Below are 20,044 nucleotides of genomic sequence, written 5' to 3' on the forward strand. Positions count from 1 at the left end.
GCCATGAGTGACATCCTTACCCTCACCCGACCTGACGACTGGCACTTGCACCTGCGCGACGAGGCCGCGCTCGCCAGCGTGCTGCCGTACAGCGCGCGCCAGTTCGCCCGCGCCATCGTCATGCCCAACCTGCGCCCGCCGGTCACCACCGCCGCCCAGGCCGTGGCCTACCGCGAGCGCATCCTGGCCGCGTTGCCGCAAGGCCTGGACTTCCAGCCGCTGATGACGATGTACTTGACGGACAACACGCCGCCGGACGAGATCAAGCGCGCCAAGGACGCCGGCGTCGTCGCGTTGAAGCTGTACCCGGCCGGCGCCACCACCAACAGCGACGCCGGCGTGACCGACCTGCGCAAGACCTACGCGACGCTGGAGGCCATGCAGCGCGAGGGCCTGCTGTTCCTCGTGCACGGCGAGGTCACCGACGCCGACATCGACCTGTTCGACCGCGAGGCCGTGTTCGTCGACCGCGTGATGGGCCCGCTGCGCGCGGCCATGCCCGAGCTGAAGATCGTCATGGAGCACCTGACGACGCGCGAGGGCGTGCAGTTTGTTGCCGGCAGCGACCGCTTCACGGCCGCCACCGTCACGCCGCAGCATCTGCTGTTCAACCGCAATGCCATCTTCACCGGAGGCCTGCGCCCGCACTACTACTGCCTGCCCGTGCTGAAGCGCGAGGAGCATCGCCAAGCGCTGCTGCAGGCCGTCGCTTCAGGTTCGCCGAAGTTCTTCCTTGGCACCGACAGCGCGCCGCATGCGTCGCAGCTGAAGGAGGCAGCCGTCTGCGGCGCCGGCTGCTTCACGGCGATGTCGGCGCTGGAGCTGTATGCCGAGGCCTTCGAGGGCATCGGCGCGCTGGACAAGCTCGAGGCCTTCGCCAGCCACCACGGCCCCGACTTTTACGGCCTGCCGCGGAACACCGGCACCGTCACGCTGAAGCGCGAGCCCTGGACGCTGCCCACCGCCGTGCCCTTCGGCGACGCCCAACTGAAGCCGCTGCGCGGTGGCGAGACCCTGAACTGGAAGCTGATCGCATGAACGCATCGGACAAGAAGATTGCTTTCCTCGTCGACTTCGACAACGTCGCCACCGACGTCATCGAGCAGGCGCTGAACATGGTGTTCAAGGACTACGGCGCGGCCCACATCCGCCGCGCCTACTGCAACGCCGAGCAGGCGCACCACCAGCAGGCCTTCATGAAGCGCCTGGGCCTGCGCGCCATCGTCAACCTCGCCATCGGCAAGAACTCCACCGACATCGCGCTGGCCGTCGATGCGATGGACATCGCCATCACCGAGAAGCCCGACGTCATCGTGCTGGTGTCGTCCGACAGCGACTTCGCGCCGCTGGTGCTGCGACTGCGCGAGAAGGGCGCCTGGCTGCGCGGCTTCGGCCAGTACGGCAAGACCGGCGACGGCGTCATCCAGATCTACGACCAGTTCAATGAGCTGGCCCACGGCACGAGCCGCAGCGCTCGCGACCCCGCACCGGCCAAGGCCAGTGGCCGCGGTCGACGTGGCGGTGCTGCCAGGTCGGGCGGCGGTCGCGTGCCGGCCGAGACGCCGCGTGGCCAGGCCGTGGCACGGTCGTTGCCGGTCGAGCCTGCGGCACCCGTCGCCGCAGCCCCGGCGCCGGCGATGGAGCAGACCGGGGTGCCGGCACCCGTTGTCGTCACCGCTGCGCCCGTCGAGGCTTCAGCAGCACCGCGCGCCGAAGCGGCCAAGCCTGCCTCGAAGGGCGCTGCCAAGCCGGCGCGCAAGGCTGCTGCCAAGGCTGAGGTGAAGGAGGCTGCGGCCAAGCCCGCTACCAAGCCCGTCGCCAAGGCCGCAGCCCCAGTCACAGCGCCCGTGCAGCCCAAGGGGGCGGCCAAGACGTCGGCCGCGCCCGAGGACAAACAAGTCGCCGCGGCCAAGGAGATCAACGCCGTACTGAAGCTGCTGCCCAAGCTGGTCGATGGCCAGTGGCACGACCTCGGTGCCGCCGCCAAGGCTTTGAAGGACGCCGGCCTGCTGCCCAAGTCCGCGCCGGCCACCAAGCTGTTCCGCAAACATCCGCACGCCTTCGAGCTGCAGCCCGAGAAACAGCCCAATCAGGTCCGTTTCGCCACTTGAGGATCGCCGCCGACTGGGCCGCGCCGTGGTTCGAGCCGTACCGCGACGTGGCTGCGCCGGTCATGGCGCGGCTCGCGGCGGGGGCGCCGGTGCACGAGGCGCTGGGCCACGCGCGTTTTGAGCCGGCCGGGCCGCTGGCCCAGGGCTATGAACTGCACGTCGCCGCCACCGGCCGCGTGCCCACGCGCGACAACGCGCACGACCTGTTCAACGGCCTGGTGTGGCTGCGCTGCCCGCGGTTCAAGGCCGCGCTGAACGGCGCCCACCTTGCCGCGCCGCCCGCGCCGCCGGGCCGACGGGGCCCGCTGCGCGACGCGCTGACGCTGCTGGATGAAAGCGGACTGCTGCTGGTCGCGCCACCGCCGCTGCGTGCGGCGCTGTGTGCGCAGGACTGGATCACGCTGTTTGTCACGCAGCGCGCGTTGTGGCGCGAGGCCCGCGCGATGGTCGTGGGCCATGCGCTGCTGGAGAAGCTGCTCAGTCCCCGCAAGCCGCTGTGCGCCCGCGTGCTGTTTGTCGACGACCTCGACAGCGCGGACCTGCCCGACGTGCTGACGCCCGCCTCGTTGCCCCCGCTGCCCGTGCTCGGCATCCCCGGCTGGTGGGCGCCCAATGCGTCACGGGACTTCTACGCCGACGACCAGGTCTTCCGGCCAAAACGGCTAGCATCGGCGCCCGCCCTGGGAGGTCTTGCTTGCTGCTGATGAAGTCCTGTTTGAAGCCGTTGCTGGGTCTGGCACTGGCCGGCCTGGCCTGCCTGTCCGGCGCGCAGCCTGCGCCGCCCGCGCCTGCGCCTGCTGCGCTGGCGGCATCGCAGCCGGGCACCGCCCCCGTCGTGTCGGCCAGTGCGCGCCGGCTGTACGAGCGCAGCAAGGGCCAGTTGCTGCAGGTTCGCACGCTGCTGAAGACGCAGGACAGCCAGGCCTCCGTGGGCTCGGGCTTCCTGGTCAGCGAAGACGGGCATGTGGTCACCAACTACCACGTCATCAGCCAGTTCGCGCTGGAGCCCGAGAGCTACCGGCTGCGCTACGCGACGACCGACGGCCAGGGCGGTGCGCTGGAGTTGCTGGACTTCGACGCGCGCCGCGACCTGGCGCTGCTGCGCGCCGTCGGCGACGGACTGAAGGGCCGCGGCACGCTGGCATTCCGGCCGCAGAGCCAGCCGCTGGCCAAGGGCGAGCGCATCTACTCGATGGGCAACCCGCACGACGTCGCGTTTGCCGTCGTCGAGGGCAACTACAACGGTCTGGTGGACCGCAGCTTCGACCCGCTCATTTACTACGCGGGCGGCATCAATCCGGGCATGAGCGGCGGGCCGGTGCTGGACGAGGACGGCCTCGTCGTCGGGGTCAATGTGTCGACGATGCTGTTCTCGCAGCAGGTCAGCTTCCTGGTGCCGGGCGAGTTCGCGGCGGGACTGGTCCAGCGCAGCCTGGGCGCCAAACCCATCCGCACGGCGTCCTGGCCGCGGCTGCGCGAGCAGCTCACCAAGTACCAGGACGAACTGGTCACGCGCTTCCTGTCACTGCCCTGGGAGAGCGCCAACCACGCGCGCTACCGGTTGCCGGTGCCGAGGCAGGACTTCATGCGCTGCTGGGGCCGCGGCACGCCGGCCGACAACAAGGGCCTGGACTTCGAGCGCTCGCAGTGCCGCATGGATCACGCCGTCTTCGTCGGCGGCAACCTGCAGACCGGCTGGCTGGACATGTCGCACGAGGCCTACGACGGCGACAAGCTCGGCGCGCTGCGTTTCGCGCGACAGTACTCGGGCAGCTTCCGCAACGAACGCCTGGGCGGCAACGACAAGACCCGCACCGCGCCCTACTGCAAGGAGCAGTTCGTCGACCGCGACGGCTTGCCGCTGCGTGCCGTCGTGTGCCTGCGTGCCTACCGCAAGCTGGAAGGCCTGCACGACCTCAGCATCCTCGTGACGACGGTGGACGCCGCCACACAGGGCGCTCTGGGCCGCTTCGACGCCCGTGGCGTCAGCTTCGACAACGCGCTCAAGCTCGCGGCGCACTACCTGGAGGGCTTCGCGTGGACGAACAGCAGCAAGGCCGCGAAATGACGGCCCCCGCTTCCACCACGCCCGCCGTTCCCGCAGCCGCCGTCGTCGAACTGCTGGGCCGTGACGGCCGCGCCGTCCAGGTGCAGCGCGTGACCGGCTGGCCGGTGCGCATTGGCCGCTCGCCGGCCTGCGACATCGTGCTGGACGACGCCCACCTGGCCGCCGAACACGCCGAGCTGCAACCGGGCGAGGACGGGCGTGTGCGCCTGCGTCTGCTGGACAGCCGCAACGGCGGCAGCGTCGCCGGCAAGCGCCTGGCGACCGGCGACAGCGCCGACCTGCCGCGCAGCGGAGGCTTTCAGCTCGCCGGCGTGTCGCTGCGGCTGCGCACCAGCGCTGATGCGCTGGCGCCGGAGCAGCCGCTCATCGTGCAGCCGTCGCGCCACTGGGCGCTGGCGCCGGGGCTGATGCTGGCGCTGCTGTTCTTCCAGTGGGTCGACCGCTGGAGCGCCGTGGACCCTGACGCGCGCTGGATCGACTACGCCGCGCCGCTGCTGGGCCCGCTGGCTTTCGTGTTGGCGTGGGCGGGGCTGTGGTCGCTGGCCAGCCAGATCTTCCAGCACCGCTTCCCGTTCACGGCGCATCTGCGTCGGGCGCTCATCGTCATGGTCGCGCTGCAGGCGCTGGAGTGGCTGCTGCCGGCCGTCGCCTACGCCTTCTCGTGGCCGCGCTTGATGATGTTGGAAGCGCTGGCCGGCCCGGTGGCCGGCGCGGGGCTGGTGGCCTGGCATGCACGCCTGGTGTGGCCCGGCGCGCGGCGCACGCTGAACGTCGGCATCGCCGCGTTGCTGCTGCTGGGCCTGGGCTTGCAGGTCGGCAACCGCCAGGAGCAGCAGTACGTGTTCGGCCCGCCCTACCTGGCCAGCTTGCCGCCGCCGGCGCTGCGCGTCGTGTCGCCCAAGCCGCCCGAGGCGCTGATCGAGTCGTTGAAGCCGCTGAAGGACGATCTGGCGCGCCAGGCGCGCAAGGACAACGAGGGTGGCGAAGGCGACGCGGACGAGTGATCAGCCCGCCGGCAGGAAACCTTCCACCGACAGGTAGCGCTCGCCAGTGTCGTAGTTGAAGCCCAGCACACGGGCGCCTGCCGGCAGCTCAGGCAGTTTCTGCGCGATGGCGGCCAGCGTGGCGCCGCTGGAAATGCCCACAAGCAGGCCTTCCTCACGGGCGCAGCGGCGGGCATACTCGCGCGCGGCCTCGGCCTCCACCTGGATGACGCCGTCCAGCAGCGCCGTGTCCAGCACGGCCGGAATGAAGCCGGCGCCGATGCCCTGGATGGGGTGGGGGCTGGGCTGGCCACCGCTGATGACTGGCGACGCGGTCGGCTCCACGGCGTAGACCTTCAGCTGCGGCCAGGCGCGCTTGAGCACCTGCGCGCAGCCGGTGATGTGGCCGCCGGTGCCGACACCGGTGATCAGCGCGTCCAGCCCGTCTGGAAAGTCGGCCAGGATCTCCTGCGCCGTGGTCTGTACGTGCACGGCGGGGTTCGCAGCGTTCTCGAACTGCTGCGGCATCCACGAGCCCGGGTGTTGCTCCAGCAGTTCCTTGGCGCGGGCAATGGCGCCCTTCATGCCCTTCTCGCGCGGCGTCAGATCGAATGACGCCCCGTAGGCCAGCATCAGGCGGCGGCGCTCGATGCTCATGCTGTCGGGCATGACGAGGATGAGCTTGTAGCCCTTGACGGCTGCCACCATGGCCAGGCCCACGCCGGTGTTGCCGGAGGTTGGCTCGACGATGGTGCCGCCGGGCTGTAGCAGCCCGCGCGCTTCGGCGTCCTCGACCATCGCCAGCGCGATGCGGTCCTTGATGGAGCCGCCCGGGTTGCTGCGTTCCGACTTGACCCACACCTCGGCCGCGCCGAACAGGCGTTGCAGGCGGATGTGCGGCGTATTGCCGATGGTGTCGAGAATGCTGCTTGCTTTCATGAGGTGCTCCTGTGATGCGGGGATAATCGCACGGGTGAAGCAAGCCAGACCGCCGCTGGGGCAATCTCGGAAACGAGGCCCTGGAGGAAGGTCCGGACTGCACAGAGCGGCGTAGCAGCTAACGGCTGCCCGGCGAAAGCCGAGGATCAGAGCAACAGAGACGAGTTCAGGTGGGTTCGCCCAACTGAGGTGAAACGGGCAATCTCTACGCGCAGCAACACCAAGTAGGCCAGCGTTGATGCGGCTCGCAGAGCTGGCGGGTAGGTGGCACCGAGCCGGGCAGTGATGTCCGGCCCAGAGGAATGGCGGTCACGCCGTCCGGCCCGCAAGGGCAGGGCGGTGCACAGAATCCGGCCTATCGGCTTGCTTCACACTTTTACCTGCCGTGCGCGTCAACCCCGTGACGCGTGCTGCGAAGGCAGGTCGATACACTGGCCGCCGGCCGCAACCCGTGGCCGCTGCGCACGTCCCACCCGACCGCTCCCCGATGAATCCTGAAGCCAGCCGCCTTTGGCGCGCGCCCCGCTGGGCCCTGTCCGTGATGCTGGCCTGCCTGGGCATGCTCGGGCCGTTCTCCATCGATACCTACCTGCCCGCCTTTTCCGGCATCGCCGCGGCGCTGCAGGCGACGCCGGTGCAGATGCAGCAGACGCTGTCGGCCTACCTGCTCGGGTTCGCGGTGATGAACCTGTTCCACGGCGCGCTGTCGGACTGCTTCGGCCGGCGCCCCGTCGTGCTGATTGGCCTTGCGGTGTTCACCGGCGCGAGCCTGGGCTGCGCGCTGGCCAGCTCCATTGGCGAGCTGGTGTTCTGGCGCACGGTGCAGGGCATGTCGGCCGGGGCCGGCATCGTCGTGTCGCGCGCCATCATCCGCGACATGTTCCCGCCGTCCGAGGCGCAGCGCGTGATGTCGCAGGTGACGCTGTTCTTCGGCGTCGCGCCGGCCATCGCACCCATCGTCGGCGGCTTCCTGTTCGTGCACGCCGACTGGCACTCCATCTTCTGGTTCCTGACCGCCGTCGGCGGCGCGCTGTTCGTGTCCAACTGGCGGTTGCTGCCGGAAACGCTGCACAAGGACCTCGTGCAGCCGTTTCACGTGGGCACGCTGATGCGCGGCTACTGGCGGCTGTGCAGCAGCCCCAAGTTCATGATGCTGGTGCTGGCCAGCGGCATCCCCTTCAACGGCATGTTCCTGTATGTGCTGGCCACGCCGGTGTTCCTGGGTGAGCACCTGCAGTTTGCGCCCACGGAGTTCTTCTGGTTCTTCCTGTGCACCATCGGCGGCATCATGGCCGGCGCCTGGGTCAGCGGTCGGCTGGCGGGCAAGATGTCGGCCAAGCGCCAGATCATGCGGGGCTTTCGCATCATGGTGGCGGTGTCGCTGCTCAACGTCGCACTGAACCTGTTCGTGCCGCTGAGCGCCTGGTGGGCGCTGCCGCTGATCGGCCTGTTCTCGTTCGGCTGGGCGCTGATGGTGCCGGTGGTCACGCTGCTGGTGCTGGACCAGGTGCCCGAGCGGCGCGGCATGGCGTCGTCGCTGCAGGCCTGCATCGGCTCGGCGGCCAACGGTCTGGTGGCCGGCGTGCTGGTGCCGCTGGTCATGCATTCCACCGTCGCGCTGGCGGTCGCGTCGGCCGTGCTGATGGCGGTGGGGCTGGTGGCCTGGTACGGCGTGCGTCGCACCATCCCAGCCTGATCGGACTCAAGCGCCCCGCCGTGCTGCCGAAATCTCCGGGATGAGGATCAGAACCCCCCGGCTCGTCGCTGCGCTGCTGACCGCCGCCAGCATGGCCGCTTTGGCCCAGGAACAGCAACCCGTCGAGGTGTTGCGCCAGCGGCTGGCGGATCGGCTGGTCACGCAGGGTGCCGAAGTCACCGCCAAGCCCGCCGCCAAGCCGTCGGCCGGAAAGGGCCGTGCCGAGGCTGCCAAGCCGCCGGCCCGATCCTCCTCCCGCTGGAGCTACGTGGGCGACACAGGCCCGGAGCACTGGGCCGAACTCGCGCCCGAGAACAAGCTCTGCAAGACCGGCACGCGCCAGAGCCCCATCGACATTCGCGACGGCATGGGGGTCGACCTGGAGCCCATCGCTTTCGACTACAAGCCCGGCGCCTTTTCGGTGCTGGACAACGGCCACACCATCGACGTGCAGATGGCGGCGGGCACGGGCAACGGCCTGACCGTCATGGGCCGGCGCTATGAGCTGACCGGCCTGCATTTCCACCGCCCCGGCGAGGACCGCGTGGCGGGGCGGCAGTTCGACATGGTGGCGCACCTGATGCACCGCGACGCGCAGGGGCGCCAGGCCATCGTGGCGGTGCAGCTGGAGCGCGGCACCGACGATGCGCCGCAACTGGTGCTGCAGCGCATCTGGGCCAACCTGCCGCTGGAGCGCGGCGAGAGCCTACCCGCCCAGGGCCAGATCGACCTGACACAGCTGCTACCGGTCGAGCGCGGCTACTACACCTACATGGGCTCGCTGACGACCCCGCCCTGCACCGAGGGCGTGCTGTGGATGGTGATGCAGCGCCCGGTGCAGCTGACGGCGCAGCAGATCGAGGTCTTCGCGCGGCTGTACCCGATGAATGCCCGGCCGTTGCAGGCCGTCTCCGGCCGGCTTATCAAGCAGTCGCAGTGACCTCGCCGACCCGGCGCTCGCCCGACAACCAGTCGTGCAGCGTCGAGAACAGCTGCTCGGCGACCACCGGCTTTGCCACGTGGTCATCCATGCCGGCCTCCAGGCACCGCCTGCGCTCCTCGTCGAACGCATTGGCCGTCATGGCCAGGATGGGCAGGGCGGCTCCCTGCGGCAGCCGGCGGATCGCCCGTGTCGCGTCCAAGCCGTCCATGACGGGCATCTGCACGTCCATCAGCACCAGCTGGTAGTTGCCCGACTGCACCATGTCGACGGCTTGCTGGCCGTCCTCCGCCACGTCCACCTGGATGCCTGCGCTGCCCAGCAGCGCGACGGCGACTTCCTGGTTGACGGGGTTGTCCTCGGCCAGCAGCACGCGGCAGGGATGGCGCTGCGCCAGTTCGGCCAGCCGGTCGCGTGCCGAATGCATGCGCGGCGCCTGCTCGGCATGGACCGGCACGCGCGCGGACGGGTCGAGGTCGATCGCGAACCAGAACGTGCTGCCCTGGCCTGGCACGCTGGTCACGCCGACGCGGCCACCCATCAGCTCCGCGAGGCGGCGGCAGATGGCCAGCCCCAGGCCCGTGCCGCCATAGCGACGCGTCGTGGAACTGTCGGCCTGCTCGAAGTCGCGGAACAGCCGCGCCTGCGCGTCGGCATCGATGCCGATGCCGCTGTCCTGCACCTCGAAGAGCAGCGGCAGGCGCTGGCTGGTGGGCGGGCCCGCGAGGCGGGCCGCCAGGCGGACGAAGCCGGTGTCCGTGAACTTGACGGCATTGCCGGCGAAGTTCAGCAGCACCTCGGCGATGCGCTGCGGATCGCCCAGCAGCGGGCGGTCGAGGAGCTCGGGTGCGATGTCGGTCTCGACGCGCAGGCGCTTGGCGGCGGCCGACTGCGTCGTCATGTTGGCGATGTTGTCCAGGACCTCGGCGACCATGAACTCGCGCCGCTCCAGCTGCAGCTTGCCCGCCTCGATCTTGGAGAAATCCAGCACGTTGTTGATGACGCTCAGCAGGTGCTCCGCCGCGTTGGCCACCTTCTGCAGCCGCTGCTGCTGCTGGGGCTCCACCGCGTCGCTCTGCGCCAGATAGGTCAGCCCGATGATGGCGTTCATCGGCGTGCGGATCTCGTGGCTCATGTTGGCCAGGAAGGCGCTCTTGGCCAGATTCGCGGCCTGCGCTGCCTGCGTGGCCTCAGCCAGCTCCGCGGTGCGCGCCTCGACCAATTCTTCCAGGTGGTGGCGGTAGCGCTCTAGCTCCAGCGCGTCGCGGCGCTGGCGCGAGATGTCGGTCAGGAAGCCGTGCCACAGCACGCTGCCGTCCGCCTCGCGCTGCGCAATGGCGTTGCCGTAGATCCAGCGCTCTGCGCCATCGGCCTGCGGGGTGCGGAACTCCAGTTGCCACGGGCTGAGGTTGCGTGCTGACGCGAGCAGGCTGTCGCGCACGGCGGCGCGGTCGTCCGGGTGGATGCGTTCGAACCACGGCGCGGCGCTGCGGCTCAGCTCTGCGCTGCCGAGCAGGAAGTACTCGCGCACCGCTTCGCTGACGTAGGCGAACGAGAACTCGCCATTGACTGCGAGCCGCAGCTGGTAGACCACGCCGGGCACGGTCTCGGCCATGCCGCGCAGCCGCTCGATGAGGGCCCGCTGCGCATCGAACTGCTGCTGCAGCGCATCGCGCATGTGTTCCAGATGGCCGCCCAGCAGCCCGATCTCGTCCTGGCGCCGGTGCTCCAGCTGGGCATTGAAGCGCCCCTGCGCCAGGTCGTTGGCAAAGCCGCCCAGCTCGCGCAGAGGCCGGAACAGGCGTGAATTCAGCAGCCACAGCACCAGCGCGAGCGACACGAGCAACTGGCCGCCCACGGTGGCGATGTACAGCCAGCGCTGGCGCGTCACTGCGGTCGTGCTGAGGTGGTCGTCGATCTCGATTTGGATGTGGCCGATGCGCGAGGTGCCGCGCATGATGTCGCGCTCACCGGTCAGCACCCGGCCCAGGCGCCGCTCGGGCTGGTGGTTCTCGATGAAGGGCACGCCCTGGGACGCGTCGCTGACGCTGACGCGCACGACCTCGGGCGATTTGACGATGGCCGAAACCACCTCGCGGGCGGCCACGGTGTCCAGGTTCCACAGCAGCTCAGGCAGGCTGCTGGCCAGCACATCGAGCTTGGCGTCCAGGTCGCGCTGCAGCGACTGCTCGGCCACCTCCGACTCGCGCAGGCCGATGAACAACCCGCCCACCGCCAGCGCAGGCACCAGCAGCCCGATGCTGGCGCCAAGGGCCAGGGCGGCAAACAGCGAGGAAGAGGACTGTCGACTCAAGATGTAGGCGGACGGGTTCGGGACTTGCCCCGCGGCGGTGCAGGGACGACCACCAGCGTCGCGCCGCGGATGGTATGCGGGGCCTGGGTGCTGCCAGCCGTTCGCGCAGGCCCGTTGTGCGTGATCTTGCCCACGATGCCCGCTTTCGTTGCTCGGCCGCCACCACCGCCGGGTCATGGGCTGCCGCGCATGGCTGCGGGTTGGCTGGGCGAGATGCGCCGTTCACGCGCTGTGCGGCGCTGTCACGGCAGCTGACTTTCCGATTGGATAGGGGAACAGGATGGATTCGTAAGTGTTTGAGTTTTAAGGATTCTTTTCGGCGCGGGATCGATTTGGATGGCGGCGGCGAAACCAAGTCTTCACATCGTGAAATCAGCGTTGGCCCGGCTGATGACGGCGGGCGAGGCATCCACCGCATGCATCTCAGCCGGCAGTCTTAGATCTCGCGCACCTAAAGCGATGGAGGGAACTCCGTAGTGGATGTGTCGGCAAGCACTCGATCGGAAGGATCGTCCACGGCGATCGGCCTCGAGTGAACAAGAACGCTTCAGGTTCACGGCGTCAACGAGCGCCGCCTGGATGCGGTAACTGCTGCTGTGAGTCGGATCGTTGTGGCTGGCTGGCCGTGCAGCCCATTGACATGCGCGCCAGCGTTGACCGATTGCTGGTCCAGCGTCGTGCAGGTGTTTTCCACTGCACCGCGTCACGGCTACCTGTCCCAAGTTGCGGAAGCGCGTGAACAAGTCGCGCCGAACCGGTTGCTCAACAGTGCGTGAAACGTGCAGTCACTTGGCATCCAAACCGCGGCCCGGCGCGACCACGTGGTCGGCGTTGAACCTATAGAGACAGGCTGAGCGACAGCACGCCAGCGGCTACTTGCTGGCCAACTCCAGCCCTCCGTCACGCAAGGTGACCACAAGGTCGAACAGCCTTGCCACCGCCTGCGCGAAAGCATTGTTGTCGCCTGTCCGGAAGGTACCGCTGATGCGCAGCGCATTCAACGTCTCCTGATCACGAAGCGTGATCGGCACCCTGCTGTAACGGTTCATCTCGGCGACAGCCTCTGGCAACGTGGTCCCGTCGAGCATCACGAAGCCACGATTCCAAGCGAGCAGCCGGTCAAGCTGGGGCCGATCCAACCGTATCTGCGCGGGTGCCTGGCGCGCTGCGCTGAGCGACAAGGCCACACGCAAACGTTCGCCCGGCGCCATGACGACTGGCGCCTCGGGCACGCCATGCGCTGATCCCGCCGAGCGTTGCACGGTCACCTGACCTTCGATCAGCGTGATGCCAAACGCATCACCCGCCACTTCAGCCGGCGGTGTAGATCGGACCAGAAACTGCGTACCCGTGGCAACAACCTGGGCGTCCGCCACCTTCACGACGAATGGCCGGCCCGCGTCCTTCGCCACCTCGAAAAGCGCCTCTCCGTGTTCGACGGTCACGGTCCGTTGGGAGTCTGTCAACCTGACGCGAGCCTCAGTCGACGTGTTCAGCGTCATGCGGCTGCCATCGGCCAGGATGATCATCCGCTGCTCGCCGACCCCGGTGCCGTACGTGTGACCCGGCCACAGAAGCACGACAGACACCGCCGCCAGGCACAGCATCGCAAGGCCAACGGCCACGCGTCCTGCGCGGCCGCGCAAGGAACCCGCGCTGCGCCGCTTTCCTACAGCTGCCTGGATCTGCGCCCGCGACAGGCCCCCCACCTCCTGCCACGTGTCCGTGCAGCGCTCGAAGGCCAGGCGATGCGCCGTCGACTGGGCCTGCCACGCCAGGCACTCGCGCTCCATCGCCCGCGACCGCTCAGGACCGTGCAGCCGCGTCACCCACACGGCAGCCTCGGCCAAGATCTCACGCGTCACGCGCGGCGTGTCGCTTGCCCCCTGCGTCCCGGAGGCGTCCCACGGTTGCACGGCTACCAGCCTTCCATCCACTCGTTCAGCCGCAGTGTCGCCTTGGCAAGGTGTTGATGCACGGTCGCGACGTTGATGTCGAAGCGCTTCGCGATTTCAGCGGGGGGCAGCCCATCGATTCGATTCGCCACGAGGATTTCTCGCGTCCGCTCAGTCAGCCGGCTCACACCCAGCGCAAGTCGAGCCATGCGCTCTCTGGCCAGCACCACGGCCTCAGTGGAGGGGGCTGCGTCCAGAATCACCACATCCTCCAGCAGGACGTGCTCGCCCCGTCCCACGGCTGTGCGATGCGCATCAATGGACAAGTTCAGTGCCGTGCGCATCAGGAAGGCCTCAGGCTGTTCGACGGGTTGCCGCGCGTCTTCGTAGCGAACCAGCCTCAGCCACGCCTCCTGAACAAGATCCTCGGCCTCGTGCTCGGTCTGCCCACGGCGTCGCAAGGCGCTACGCACCCGTGCAAGAACCTCCGGCCAGTTCACAAGCCAAGCCGACATGGGGGTCAGGCCGCTCGTGCCAGAACTCGGGGCGCGGCACTGAGGCCATACGGTGCCGGCTTGGCACGATACCAATAGTCAGCCAGCAAGTCCTTGTCTGCGCGCTGGAACGCCTGCGCGAGGAAGTCGCCTGCACCGGCGTGATCGGCAAAAGGGCCGTGCCTCTTCGCAGCACGGGACAGGCGTCCCTGCAAGTGCTGTGCGGCGGTGTCGGTCCAACGGATGGCCTGCCGCATGCGCGAGCTGGCAGAGCCCGACGCGACAAGCTCGGCCACAGAGCGTTCACAGAACTGGGGCCGCTGGGCCTTCATGGCGGTGACAACGCTCTCGTCAGCCGCCAGCGCACTCACCCGCTCCAACCCGCGATTGTGAAGATCTGCGGCAATGCGCTGGCCCGTATCAGGGCCCTCATCGCGCCAAGCGCCGAGCACCTGGAACTGCCCGTCGGTAAACAGGCCAAGCGCCCAGTGCCATTCAGCAGTGACGCGCACCCCGTCAATCCGCATCGGAAGCTGGAGCATGCCGAACTGCACAACGGTGTAGCGGCAGCAGAGCGCGCTATTGAGCCAGCGGATGGACTCCCAGAAACGGTAAGACATAGGTCACTCCTAGGGACTAACCAACCTCGCTTGGGACACAGCACTTCTGCCCGTTGTTCCTCTCATCGCTGCTGCCGGATGTTCCAAACGCGGCGCAGATTACGAGCGACAGAGATGTCCCGCCTGGGTTGGATGATCAGAGGGCTCCTCATCGCTCGCGCCACATGTAGCGGGAGCTCGCTGCGCGATTCGGGAAGTAGCACCCGGCGAAATTCCCACTATGGTTGGCAGACAAAATGATAGCCCACCGGCCCAATTTCTCCAACCATAGTTGGAGAATTCGTTGGATCTCGCAGTCAAGTTCGGGCAGGTTCTGCGGGAGCTGCGTAAGCAAGTCGGACTGACGCAGGAGCAACTTGGCTTCGAGGCAGGTCTGGAGCGGAATTACATCAGCATGCTGGAACGTGGCGAACGGCAGCCCACCCTTTCCACCTTGGTCAAGCTGGCTAAACCGTTGCGAAAGCGAGCATCTCAGCTGGTGGAGTTAGTAGAGACTGCCTGCGATGCCGCAGGGAGCGACTAACAATCCCATTCACTTGGCGCCGGACCGCCACGACACGGCTGCTCTCTCAGGTGCTGGTGGCCAAGTATCTCGACCATCTCCCGCATTGCCCCCAGACCAGCGGCCATCTTCGAACGCGCAGGCTTGGCCATCACGCGGTCGACCCTTGCGCAGTGGGTATGACCTGCCCGGTTTCTCCGAGACGCTGATTCCCAGAGAAGATTGACCTGCAGCCAGGACCCAGCGCTCGACCACCTGCACGCCCACCTCGACCTTGGCCTTGTCCTGGGGCCGGCCGGGACGTGCCGGCAGCACGGCCACGCCGTAGTGCTCGCCCAGCTCCTGCATCAGCCGTCGGTGACGGGCTCGTAGGCATCGGGGTTGGCGATGAGCGCGCGGGGCTGGTCGGGCACCAGCAACTTGGGCACGCCCTTGATGAACGTCAGCGTGGCGATGATGGCGCCCACCCAGTCGGCGGCCGTCTGCTGCCAGGTCGCGCAGGCGTAGGTGTAGTTCGACGCCCCCAGCACCGCCACGAACACCTGGGCGCGGCGGATCTCGCCTGTGCCGGCGTCCACGACCGGCACCGTCTGGCCGGCGTAGTCGACGAACAGCCGCTCGCCGCCGGGATGGATCTGGCGCATCGAGCGCTTCAGGCGCTTGGCCCAGGCGCGGTACTTCTCGCAGAAGGCGCTGTAGCGGTAGGCCGCCTCGCCGGCGGCCGCGCGGTACTCCTCCCACAGCAGCTGCAGGGTGACACCGGGGCGCTTGAGTTCTTAGTGCAGCAGCGCGTAGTCGGGCTCGTGGCGGGTGCTGCTTCGAGGTCGTGGCGGTGGATACAGCCGCGTCTGCAGCTCGTCGTCGCTGAGCGTGGCCGCCTGGGGCCATGCGATGCCGGCGTCGCGCGCATACATCGCGATCTCGCTGACGGTGGTCTTGCTGATGCCCAGGGCGGCGGCCACTTGCCGGGTGCTGAGGCTGGCGTCGGCCAGCAGTTGAAGCGCTTGTCTGATCTTGCTCATGAGGACCCTTGGTGTGGGCATCGCCTCTCCCGGCCAAAAAGCCGGGCAGCCTATGCCTCGTTGGGTCACTCAGGACACCCTCCCGGTGTCCGCGATCAGTTTGGAATGCTGTCCGCCATCAGCGTGGAACGGTGTCCGCCATCACGGCGGAATGCTGTCCGCCATCACAGGGGAACGGTGTCCGTGATCGTCTGGAATACGCAAGCTCGCCATCGTCAGCAGCCTGGCGCCGCCGCTTGTGCACGTGGTTTGCGTTGAGCCTGTAGCTCATCGCCATTTGGGCCACCGACCTAAGCGCGCGGTCAGTCATCTTGACGAACACCTCGTCGCGTGAGCGGAACTTGCATCCCAGGCACCGCTCAGCGGATCAACATGACTTGCCAGGACGCTTACCTTTCAGCGGCAGCTACGCACCTTCAACAGCTTGGCGCGGGCGCTGACGGCTGTGTACGGCAAGCACGAAGTGCGTCCCGAGGAAGAATGGGTCCGCGGAGCTTGGCATTCTGGTCGCGCGGTGACAGGTTGACGCGCTAGTCGGATGGCAGCTCGGGCACCTTCAGGCAAGGCGCGCCAGGCTCGCTCTTCCTCTTGATCCGATAGATCACATTGCGGTCGACCGACTCGACGTTCTTCGCAGGATCAAGCACCACGGCTTCGCCAAGAAGGGCCTCAGTGAAGAAGCGGCACAGGTAGATCTGGCCGTTCATAGCGCCTTTGCCGAACACCTCGTGGTCCTCGTCCTTCTTGCCGACGGCTCCCATCAGCGATATGTCGATGTACTTCGCATGAGCAGCCAGAGGCTCTTGAGTGCCAAGGCCAAGCGCATGAGTTCCGTCCGGACGGCCGTCGGTTGACCGCCTTAAGACGTGGTCGTCCGCGTTCATGGTCACGTAGGTCTTCTCTCGCTCGGCGACCTCTTCGAGCCACGCCGAGTGGCCCTTGTCGTCCGCATCTGGTTGGGAGAATAGAACTGCTGAAAACAGGTTCTTGGAATCCGGCCAATGCCCGTCTTGGACTGCGCGCTGGACGACCACAGATCCCATGCTGTGAACCAGCAGTGACGGCTTCTTGGTGTCTGGATTGGCGGCCTGAAACTGCTTGAGCTGCTGAAGCAGAAGGCCCAGCGCCGTGCCCGCTGCCGGTGTGTGGCTCAGCGGAACTTCGCGATCCAGGAAGTTCAAGCCCTTGAAGGCCGAGTCCCAGTTGAACATCAGAACGCTGACGTCATACCCGCGCTCTATCTTGTGCACGGCCAGGCCTTGCGTGAAGGTTGCGCCGAACAGGCTCTTCCCAGGCTCTTTGCCGCGGCCGTGGACGAAGATGACTACCGGCTTGTTGAGCGCAACGAGCTGGGCCATGACCGCGTGGAAGTCTTGCATCCGCCATGCCTTGCCATCCGAGGTGTACAGAGGCGTCTCTGCATTGAACCTGAGCTTGGACATTGCGAGGTCTCCTAGGTCCAGGTACTTGACGCGCGGGGGGTGGCGACGGGTCGTCTGTTGCTATACCGGCAGTCCGCGAGCTTTATCGAACGCCTTCTTCCAGATCGGTGCGAGCTTTTCCCAACCATCTCGGTTCGGATGAATTTCGTTGACCCAATCGCCACTGTTGCCGGTGCTCCCAGGGACTGCAGGCGTCAACACGCCGCGAGTGGGGACGAGAGACACGCTGGGACGCTTGTCCGTCCAAGAGAGCAGCTCTTCGCTGATGGAACCAAAAATCTCCTTAGTGACCTCTGGCCAAAGAACCGGAGGAATGTTGTTCTTGACGTAGGCGTTGTAGAGCCAGGCTTCCTTCACCGCCGGCGCATTGCGTGCAACCGGCACCTCATAGCTGTTCACGAGGATGGGAATGCCCTTGTTCTGGCTCTGCTGGACCATGTCGTAGATTGCCTTGAAGCACTTGGTCAGGTACTCCGTACGCAGTTCACCGACCGCGGCCCAGTTGATGCAGGACTTGGCGTCAGTCGGGGCGCCGCCACCGACGTAGCTGTGCAGGATCCCTTTGCCCGGGTCCGGGTTCTTCGCCGCGTCGATGTAGTCGTTGCCGCCAGCACTGAAAAGCACCGCGTCGTACTTGAACTGTCTCAGCCAGTACTTGAACTCTTTGCGCTGAACGGTGCCGATGCGCCGGAGCTCGTCGCCGAACATCGCCAGGTTGATGATGAGCACGGGGTCATGGAGTGAATCCATGTAGTAGCCGAAGAAGTCGGGGAGCGATCCTTGCAGGACTGCACTTCGCTCCATCCACGAGTCGCCCTCGGCCAGGAAGATGTACTTGAAGTCTCCAACCCCCAGCCCCTGGTCGACGAACACGCGGTTGAAGTCGACAGGCTGTGAGCGTCCAGTCCGACCATCTTGAAGACCCGTTAGGTGCGTAGGAGTCTCGTGTCCACCTCAACTCTTGGTGGACACATGAACACTACGCCTTCCCAACAAGCCGGTGCACGTCGGCGGCGCCGCCGGCATAGCGACGAGTTCAAGGCCGACCTAGTCGCGGCCTGCATGCAGCCGGGCATCTCCATCGCGGCAGTGGCAATGGCCAACGGCGTCAACGCCAATCTCCTGCGTCGCTGGGTGACGGAAGCGGAGATGAAGCCGTCTGTCGGCGATGACCGCGGGGAGGCTGCGGTGGCCGCGACCAGGCCGACGGCCGCGCCCTCGTTCGTTCCCGTGTCGCTGCCAGTGCCCGTCACCCCAGCGCCGCAGCCCGACATCCGCATCGAGCTGCAGCGCGGCGCGACGGCCGTCACGGTGACGTGGCCTGCTAGTGCGGCCAGCGAGTGCGCGGCCTGGATGCGCGAGCTGCTCCGATGATCCGCATCGACGCCATGTGGCTGTCGGCGGAGCCCGTCGACATGCGCGCCGGCACTGAGCGGTTGCTCGCGCGGGTGGTGCAGGTGTTCGGCATCGCGCACGCACACCACGGCTACCTCTTCGCGAATGCGCGGGGCACGCGCATCAAGCTGCTCGTGCACGACGGCTTCGGCGTGTGGTGCGCGGCCCGGCGCTTGAACGCCGGCCGTTTCGTCTGGCCGGTCGCTGGCGTTGCACCGTCCCTGGCGCTCACAGCCGCCCAGTTCGACGCTCTGGTGTTGGGCCTGCCGTGGCAGCGCCTGCCCGAGCTCAGCAGCATCACGCGGGTCTGAGTCTCGTCGCAAGGTCAACCGTGAATCGGTTGACAGTGCATGTGCCGATGGGCTGCGTTGGCCAGCTCTGGCACGATGCCACGCATGCTCGGCATGCGTGGTCTTCCCCCCTCTGATCCTCAGGGCCTCCCGCCTGAGATCGCTGCGCTGATTGCTGGGTTGCAGCAGCAGGTGCAAGACCAGGCTCGGCAACTCGACGAGCGCGACCACGTCATCACCCAACGCGATCAAGCCCTCGCTGAGCGGGCTCTGGAACTCGCCCAGCGCGACGCGCAGCTGCTACGCAAGGACCGCGAGATCGCGCTGCGAGAGGCCAAGATCGAGAAGATCAACTTCGAACTGGCTCGGCTCAAGCGCTGGACCTACGGCGCGAAGTCCGAGGCCATGAATGCCGACCAGCGGCGCCTCTTCGAAGAGACACTGGCCGAGGACGAAGCCGCGCTGCGTGCGCAGCTCGAGCGCCTGCGTCGTGAGGCCGAGGAGGCTGCAGCGGCCGCCGGCGCCAAGCCCAAGGCGCCGCCTCGCAAGCCCCGTCGCAATGCATTGCCCGATCACCTGCGTCGCGTGGATCACCGTCACGAGCCCGACAGCACAGACTGCCAGGAGCCCGACTGCGGGCGCCCCATGACGCGCATCGGTGAAGACGTCACCGAGCGGCTGGACATCGTGCCGGCCGAGTTCTTCGTGCATCGGCACATCTACGGCAAGTGGGCCTGCCGGCACTGCCAAGTGCTCAAGCAGGCGCAGAGCGTGCCGGAGATCATCGAGGGCGGCATCGCCGCCAGTGGGCTGCTGGCACACACGGCGATCAGCCGCTTCGTGGATCACCTGCCGTACTACCGGCAGGAGACCATCAATGCGCGTTCAGGTGTGCACACCCCGCGCTCGACATTGGCGGCTGGGACAGGCCAGGTGGGCGCGGCCCTGGAGCCGCTGTACGACCTGCACAAGCGCTTCATCCTCGATTGCCGCGTGCTGCACGCTGACGAGACGCCGGTGGCCTTGCTGGACCCGGGAGCAGGCAAGACACGCAGGGCCTACATGTGGGCCTACGCGCGAAGTTGGCACGACCCGGTGCCCGGCGTCATCTACGAGTTCTGTCGAGGGCGCGGGGCGCAGTACCCCGTGGCATTCCTCAACGGCGACGAGAAGCTCGGCACGCGACGATGGACCGGGACGTTGCTCACCGACCGCTACGGCGCGTACGACACCGTGGTGGACCCGCAGCACTACCCCGGGCGCATCAGCGCCGCGTGCGCGGCGCACGCACGCCGGAACTTCGAAGAGCTGACGAAGGCCGGAACGAGCCCGA

The 20,044-nt window shown here is 67.4% G+C and carries 20 protein-coding genes, 1 other RNA gene and 1 pseudogene; 13 read left to right on the plus strand and 9 right to left on the minus strand.

Annotated features, from left to right (window positions below):
- The first annotated feature begins 3 nt into the window (after window positions 1–3).
- Genes pyrC through ACG02S_RS23465 form a run of 5 tightly spaced genes read left to right on the plus strand, consistent with a single transcriptional unit; the run spans window position 4 to window position 5,183 of the window.
- Complete coding sequence (pyrC, locus tag ACG02S_RS23445) at window positions 4–1,038, plus strand: dihydroorotase (protein WP_394472922.1); 1,035 nt, start codon at window positions 4–6, stop codon at window positions 1,036–1,038.
- Window positions 1,035–2,111 carry an NYN domain-containing protein gene (locus ACG02S_RS23450; RefSeq protein ID WP_394472923.1) on the plus strand — a complete coding sequence of 359 codons (1,077 nt, stop codon included), beginning with the start codon at window positions 1,035–1,037 and terminating at the stop codon, window positions 2,109–2,111. The genes pyrC and ACG02S_RS23450 overlap by 4 nt, the downstream gene beginning before the upstream one ends.
- Entirely contained in the window at window positions 2,108–2,815 is a 708-nt protein-coding gene (locus tag ACG02S_RS23455; protein ID WP_394472924.1) for a DUF3025 domain-containing protein, read from the plus strand. The genes ACG02S_RS23450 and ACG02S_RS23455 overlap by 4 nt, the downstream gene beginning before the upstream one ends.
- The gene (locus ACG02S_RS23460; RefSeq protein WP_394472925.1) at window positions 2,815–4,179 is read left to right on the plus strand and encodes a S1 family peptidase; all 1,365 of its coding nucleotides are present in this window, start codon (window positions 2,815–2,817) and stop codon (window positions 4,177–4,179) included. The genes ACG02S_RS23455 and ACG02S_RS23460 overlap by 1 nt, the downstream gene beginning before the upstream one ends.
- A complete protein-coding gene (locus tag ACG02S_RS23465) occupies window positions 4,176–5,183 on the plus strand; it encodes an FHA domain-containing protein (RefSeq protein WP_394472926.1) in 1,008 nt (335 codons plus the stop codon). The genes ACG02S_RS23460 and ACG02S_RS23465 overlap by 4 nt, the downstream gene beginning before the upstream one ends.
- Here the strand turns inward: ACG02S_RS23465 and cysK are convergent, their stop codons facing one another.
- Window positions 5,184–6,101, minus strand: coding sequence for a cysteine synthase A (cysK, locus tag ACG02S_RS23470; protein WP_394472927.1), 918 nt, complete (start codon window positions 6,099–6,101; stop codon window positions 5,184–5,186).
- A gap of 36 nt (window positions 6,102–6,137) precedes the next feature.
- Here cysK and rnpB point away from each other — a divergent pair.
- The 3 genes from rnpB (at window position 6,138) to ACG02S_RS23485 (ending at window position 8,737) form a co-directional block, all read left to right on the plus strand.
- Window positions 6,138–6,475: RNase P RNA component class A (gene rnpB, locus ACG02S_RS23475), an RNA gene on the plus strand.
- Between the two features lie 113 nt (window positions 6,476–6,588).
- Window positions 6,589–7,797: a multidrug effflux MFS transporter gene (locus ACG02S_RS23480; RefSeq protein ID WP_394472928.1), complete on the plus strand. Its 1,209-nt coding sequence runs from the start codon at window positions 6,589–6,591 to the stop codon at window positions 7,795–7,797.
- A 40-nt stretch (window positions 7,798–7,837) separates the two neighbouring features.
- On the plus strand, window positions 7,838–8,737 hold the full coding sequence (locus ACG02S_RS23485; RefSeq protein WP_394472929.1) for a carbonic anhydrase: 900 nt from the start codon (window positions 7,838–7,840) through the stop codon (window positions 8,735–8,737).
- Here the strand turns inward: ACG02S_RS23485 and ACG02S_RS23490 are convergent.
- From ACG02S_RS23490 to ACG02S_RS23505, 4 genes are all read right to left on the minus strand, one after another.
- On the minus strand, window positions 8,721–11,051 hold the full coding sequence (locus ACG02S_RS23490; protein ID WP_394472930.1) for a response regulator: 2,331 nt from the start codon (window positions 11,049–11,051) through the stop codon (window positions 8,721–8,723). The two genes, ACG02S_RS23485 and ACG02S_RS23490, sit on opposite strands and share 17 nt — an antisense overlap.
- A gap of 872 nt (window positions 11,052–11,923) precedes the next feature.
- Window positions 11,924–12,916, minus strand: a complete 993-nt coding sequence (locus ACG02S_RS23495) for a FecR family protein (RefSeq protein ID WP_394472931.1) — start codon at window positions 12,914–12,916, stop codon at window positions 11,924–11,926.
- Window positions 12,917–12,969: 53 nt separating this feature from the next.
- Window positions 12,970–13,461: an RNA polymerase sigma factor gene (locus ACG02S_RS23500; protein WP_394472932.1), complete on the minus strand. Its 492-nt coding sequence runs from the start codon at window positions 13,459–13,461 to the stop codon at window positions 12,970–12,972.
- Between the two features lie 5 nt (window positions 13,462–13,466).
- Window positions 13,467–14,060, minus strand: a complete 594-nt coding sequence (locus ACG02S_RS23505) for a transposase (protein WP_394472933.1) — start codon at window positions 14,058–14,060, stop codon at window positions 13,467–13,469.
- Between the two features lie 283 nt (window positions 14,061–14,343).
- Between ACG02S_RS23505 and ACG02S_RS23510 the strand changes: the two genes are divergently transcribed.
- Together ACG02S_RS23510 and ACG02S_RS26470 are read left to right on the plus strand one after the other, a co-directional pair.
- Window positions 14,344–14,583, plus strand: a complete 240-nt coding sequence (locus ACG02S_RS23510) for a helix-turn-helix domain-containing protein (RefSeq protein WP_394472934.1) — start codon at window positions 14,344–14,346, stop codon at window positions 14,581–14,583.
- 29 nt (window positions 14,584–14,612) lie between these two features.
- A pseudogene (locus ACG02S_RS26470) lies at window positions 14,613–14,742 on the plus strand (IS66 family transposase); the annotation flags it as partial.
- A gap of 167 nt (window positions 14,743–14,909) precedes the next feature.
- On the opposite strand, the gene ACG02S_RS23515 reads toward ACG02S_RS26470, so the two are convergent.
- From ACG02S_RS23515 to ACG02S_RS23530, 4 genes are all read right to left on the minus strand, one after another.
- Window positions 14,910–15,206, minus strand: a complete 297-nt coding sequence (locus ACG02S_RS23515) for a hypothetical protein (protein ID WP_394472935.1) — start codon at window positions 15,204–15,206, stop codon at window positions 14,910–14,912.
- Window positions 15,207–15,338: 132 nt separating this feature from the next.
- Window positions 15,339–15,584, minus strand: coding sequence for a hypothetical protein (locus ACG02S_RS23520; RefSeq protein ID WP_394472936.1), 246 nt, complete (start codon window positions 15,582–15,584; stop codon window positions 15,339–15,341).
- Between the two features lie 530 nt (window positions 15,585–16,114).
- Window positions 16,115–17,026 (minus strand): alpha/beta hydrolase, encoded by a 912-nt coding sequence (locus ACG02S_RS23525; RefSeq protein ID WP_394472937.1) that lies wholly within the window; start codon window positions 17,024–17,026, stop codon window positions 16,115–16,117.
- 60 nt (window positions 17,027–17,086) lie between these two features.
- Window positions 17,087–17,899 carry a hypothetical protein gene (locus ACG02S_RS23530; RefSeq protein ID WP_394472938.1) on the minus strand — a complete coding sequence of 271 codons (813 nt, stop codon included), beginning with the start codon at window positions 17,897–17,899 and terminating at the stop codon, window positions 17,087–17,089.
- A 99-nt stretch (window positions 17,900–17,998) separates the two neighbouring features.
- On the opposite strand from ACG02S_RS23530, the gene tnpA reads away from it, so the two are divergent.
- From tnpA to tnpC, 3 genes are all read left to right on the plus strand, one after another.
- Window positions 17,999–18,400 (plus strand): IS66-like element accessory protein TnpA, encoded by a 402-nt coding sequence (gene tnpA, locus ACG02S_RS23535; protein ID WP_394472939.1) that lies wholly within the window; start codon window positions 17,999–18,001, stop codon window positions 18,398–18,400.
- A complete protein-coding gene (gene tnpB, locus ACG02S_RS23540) occupies window positions 18,397–18,732 on the plus strand; it encodes an IS66 family insertion sequence element accessory protein TnpB (protein ID WP_394471545.1) in 336 nt (111 codons plus the stop codon). Before tnpA ends, tnpB begins: the two co-directional genes overlap by 4 nt.
- Before the next feature lie 93 nt (window positions 18,733–18,825).
- A partial coding sequence (gene tnpC, locus ACG02S_RS23545; RefSeq protein WP_394472940.1) for an IS66 family transposase occupies window positions 18,826–20,044 on the plus strand: 1,219 nt, incomplete at its 3' end.

Origin of the sequence: Pelomonas dachongensis (assembly GCF_043555865.1) — a bacterium.
In the GTDB taxonomy this organism is placed as follows: Bacteria; Pseudomonadota; Gammaproteobacteria; order Burkholderiales; family Burkholderiaceae_C; genus Pelomonas; species Pelomonas dachongensis.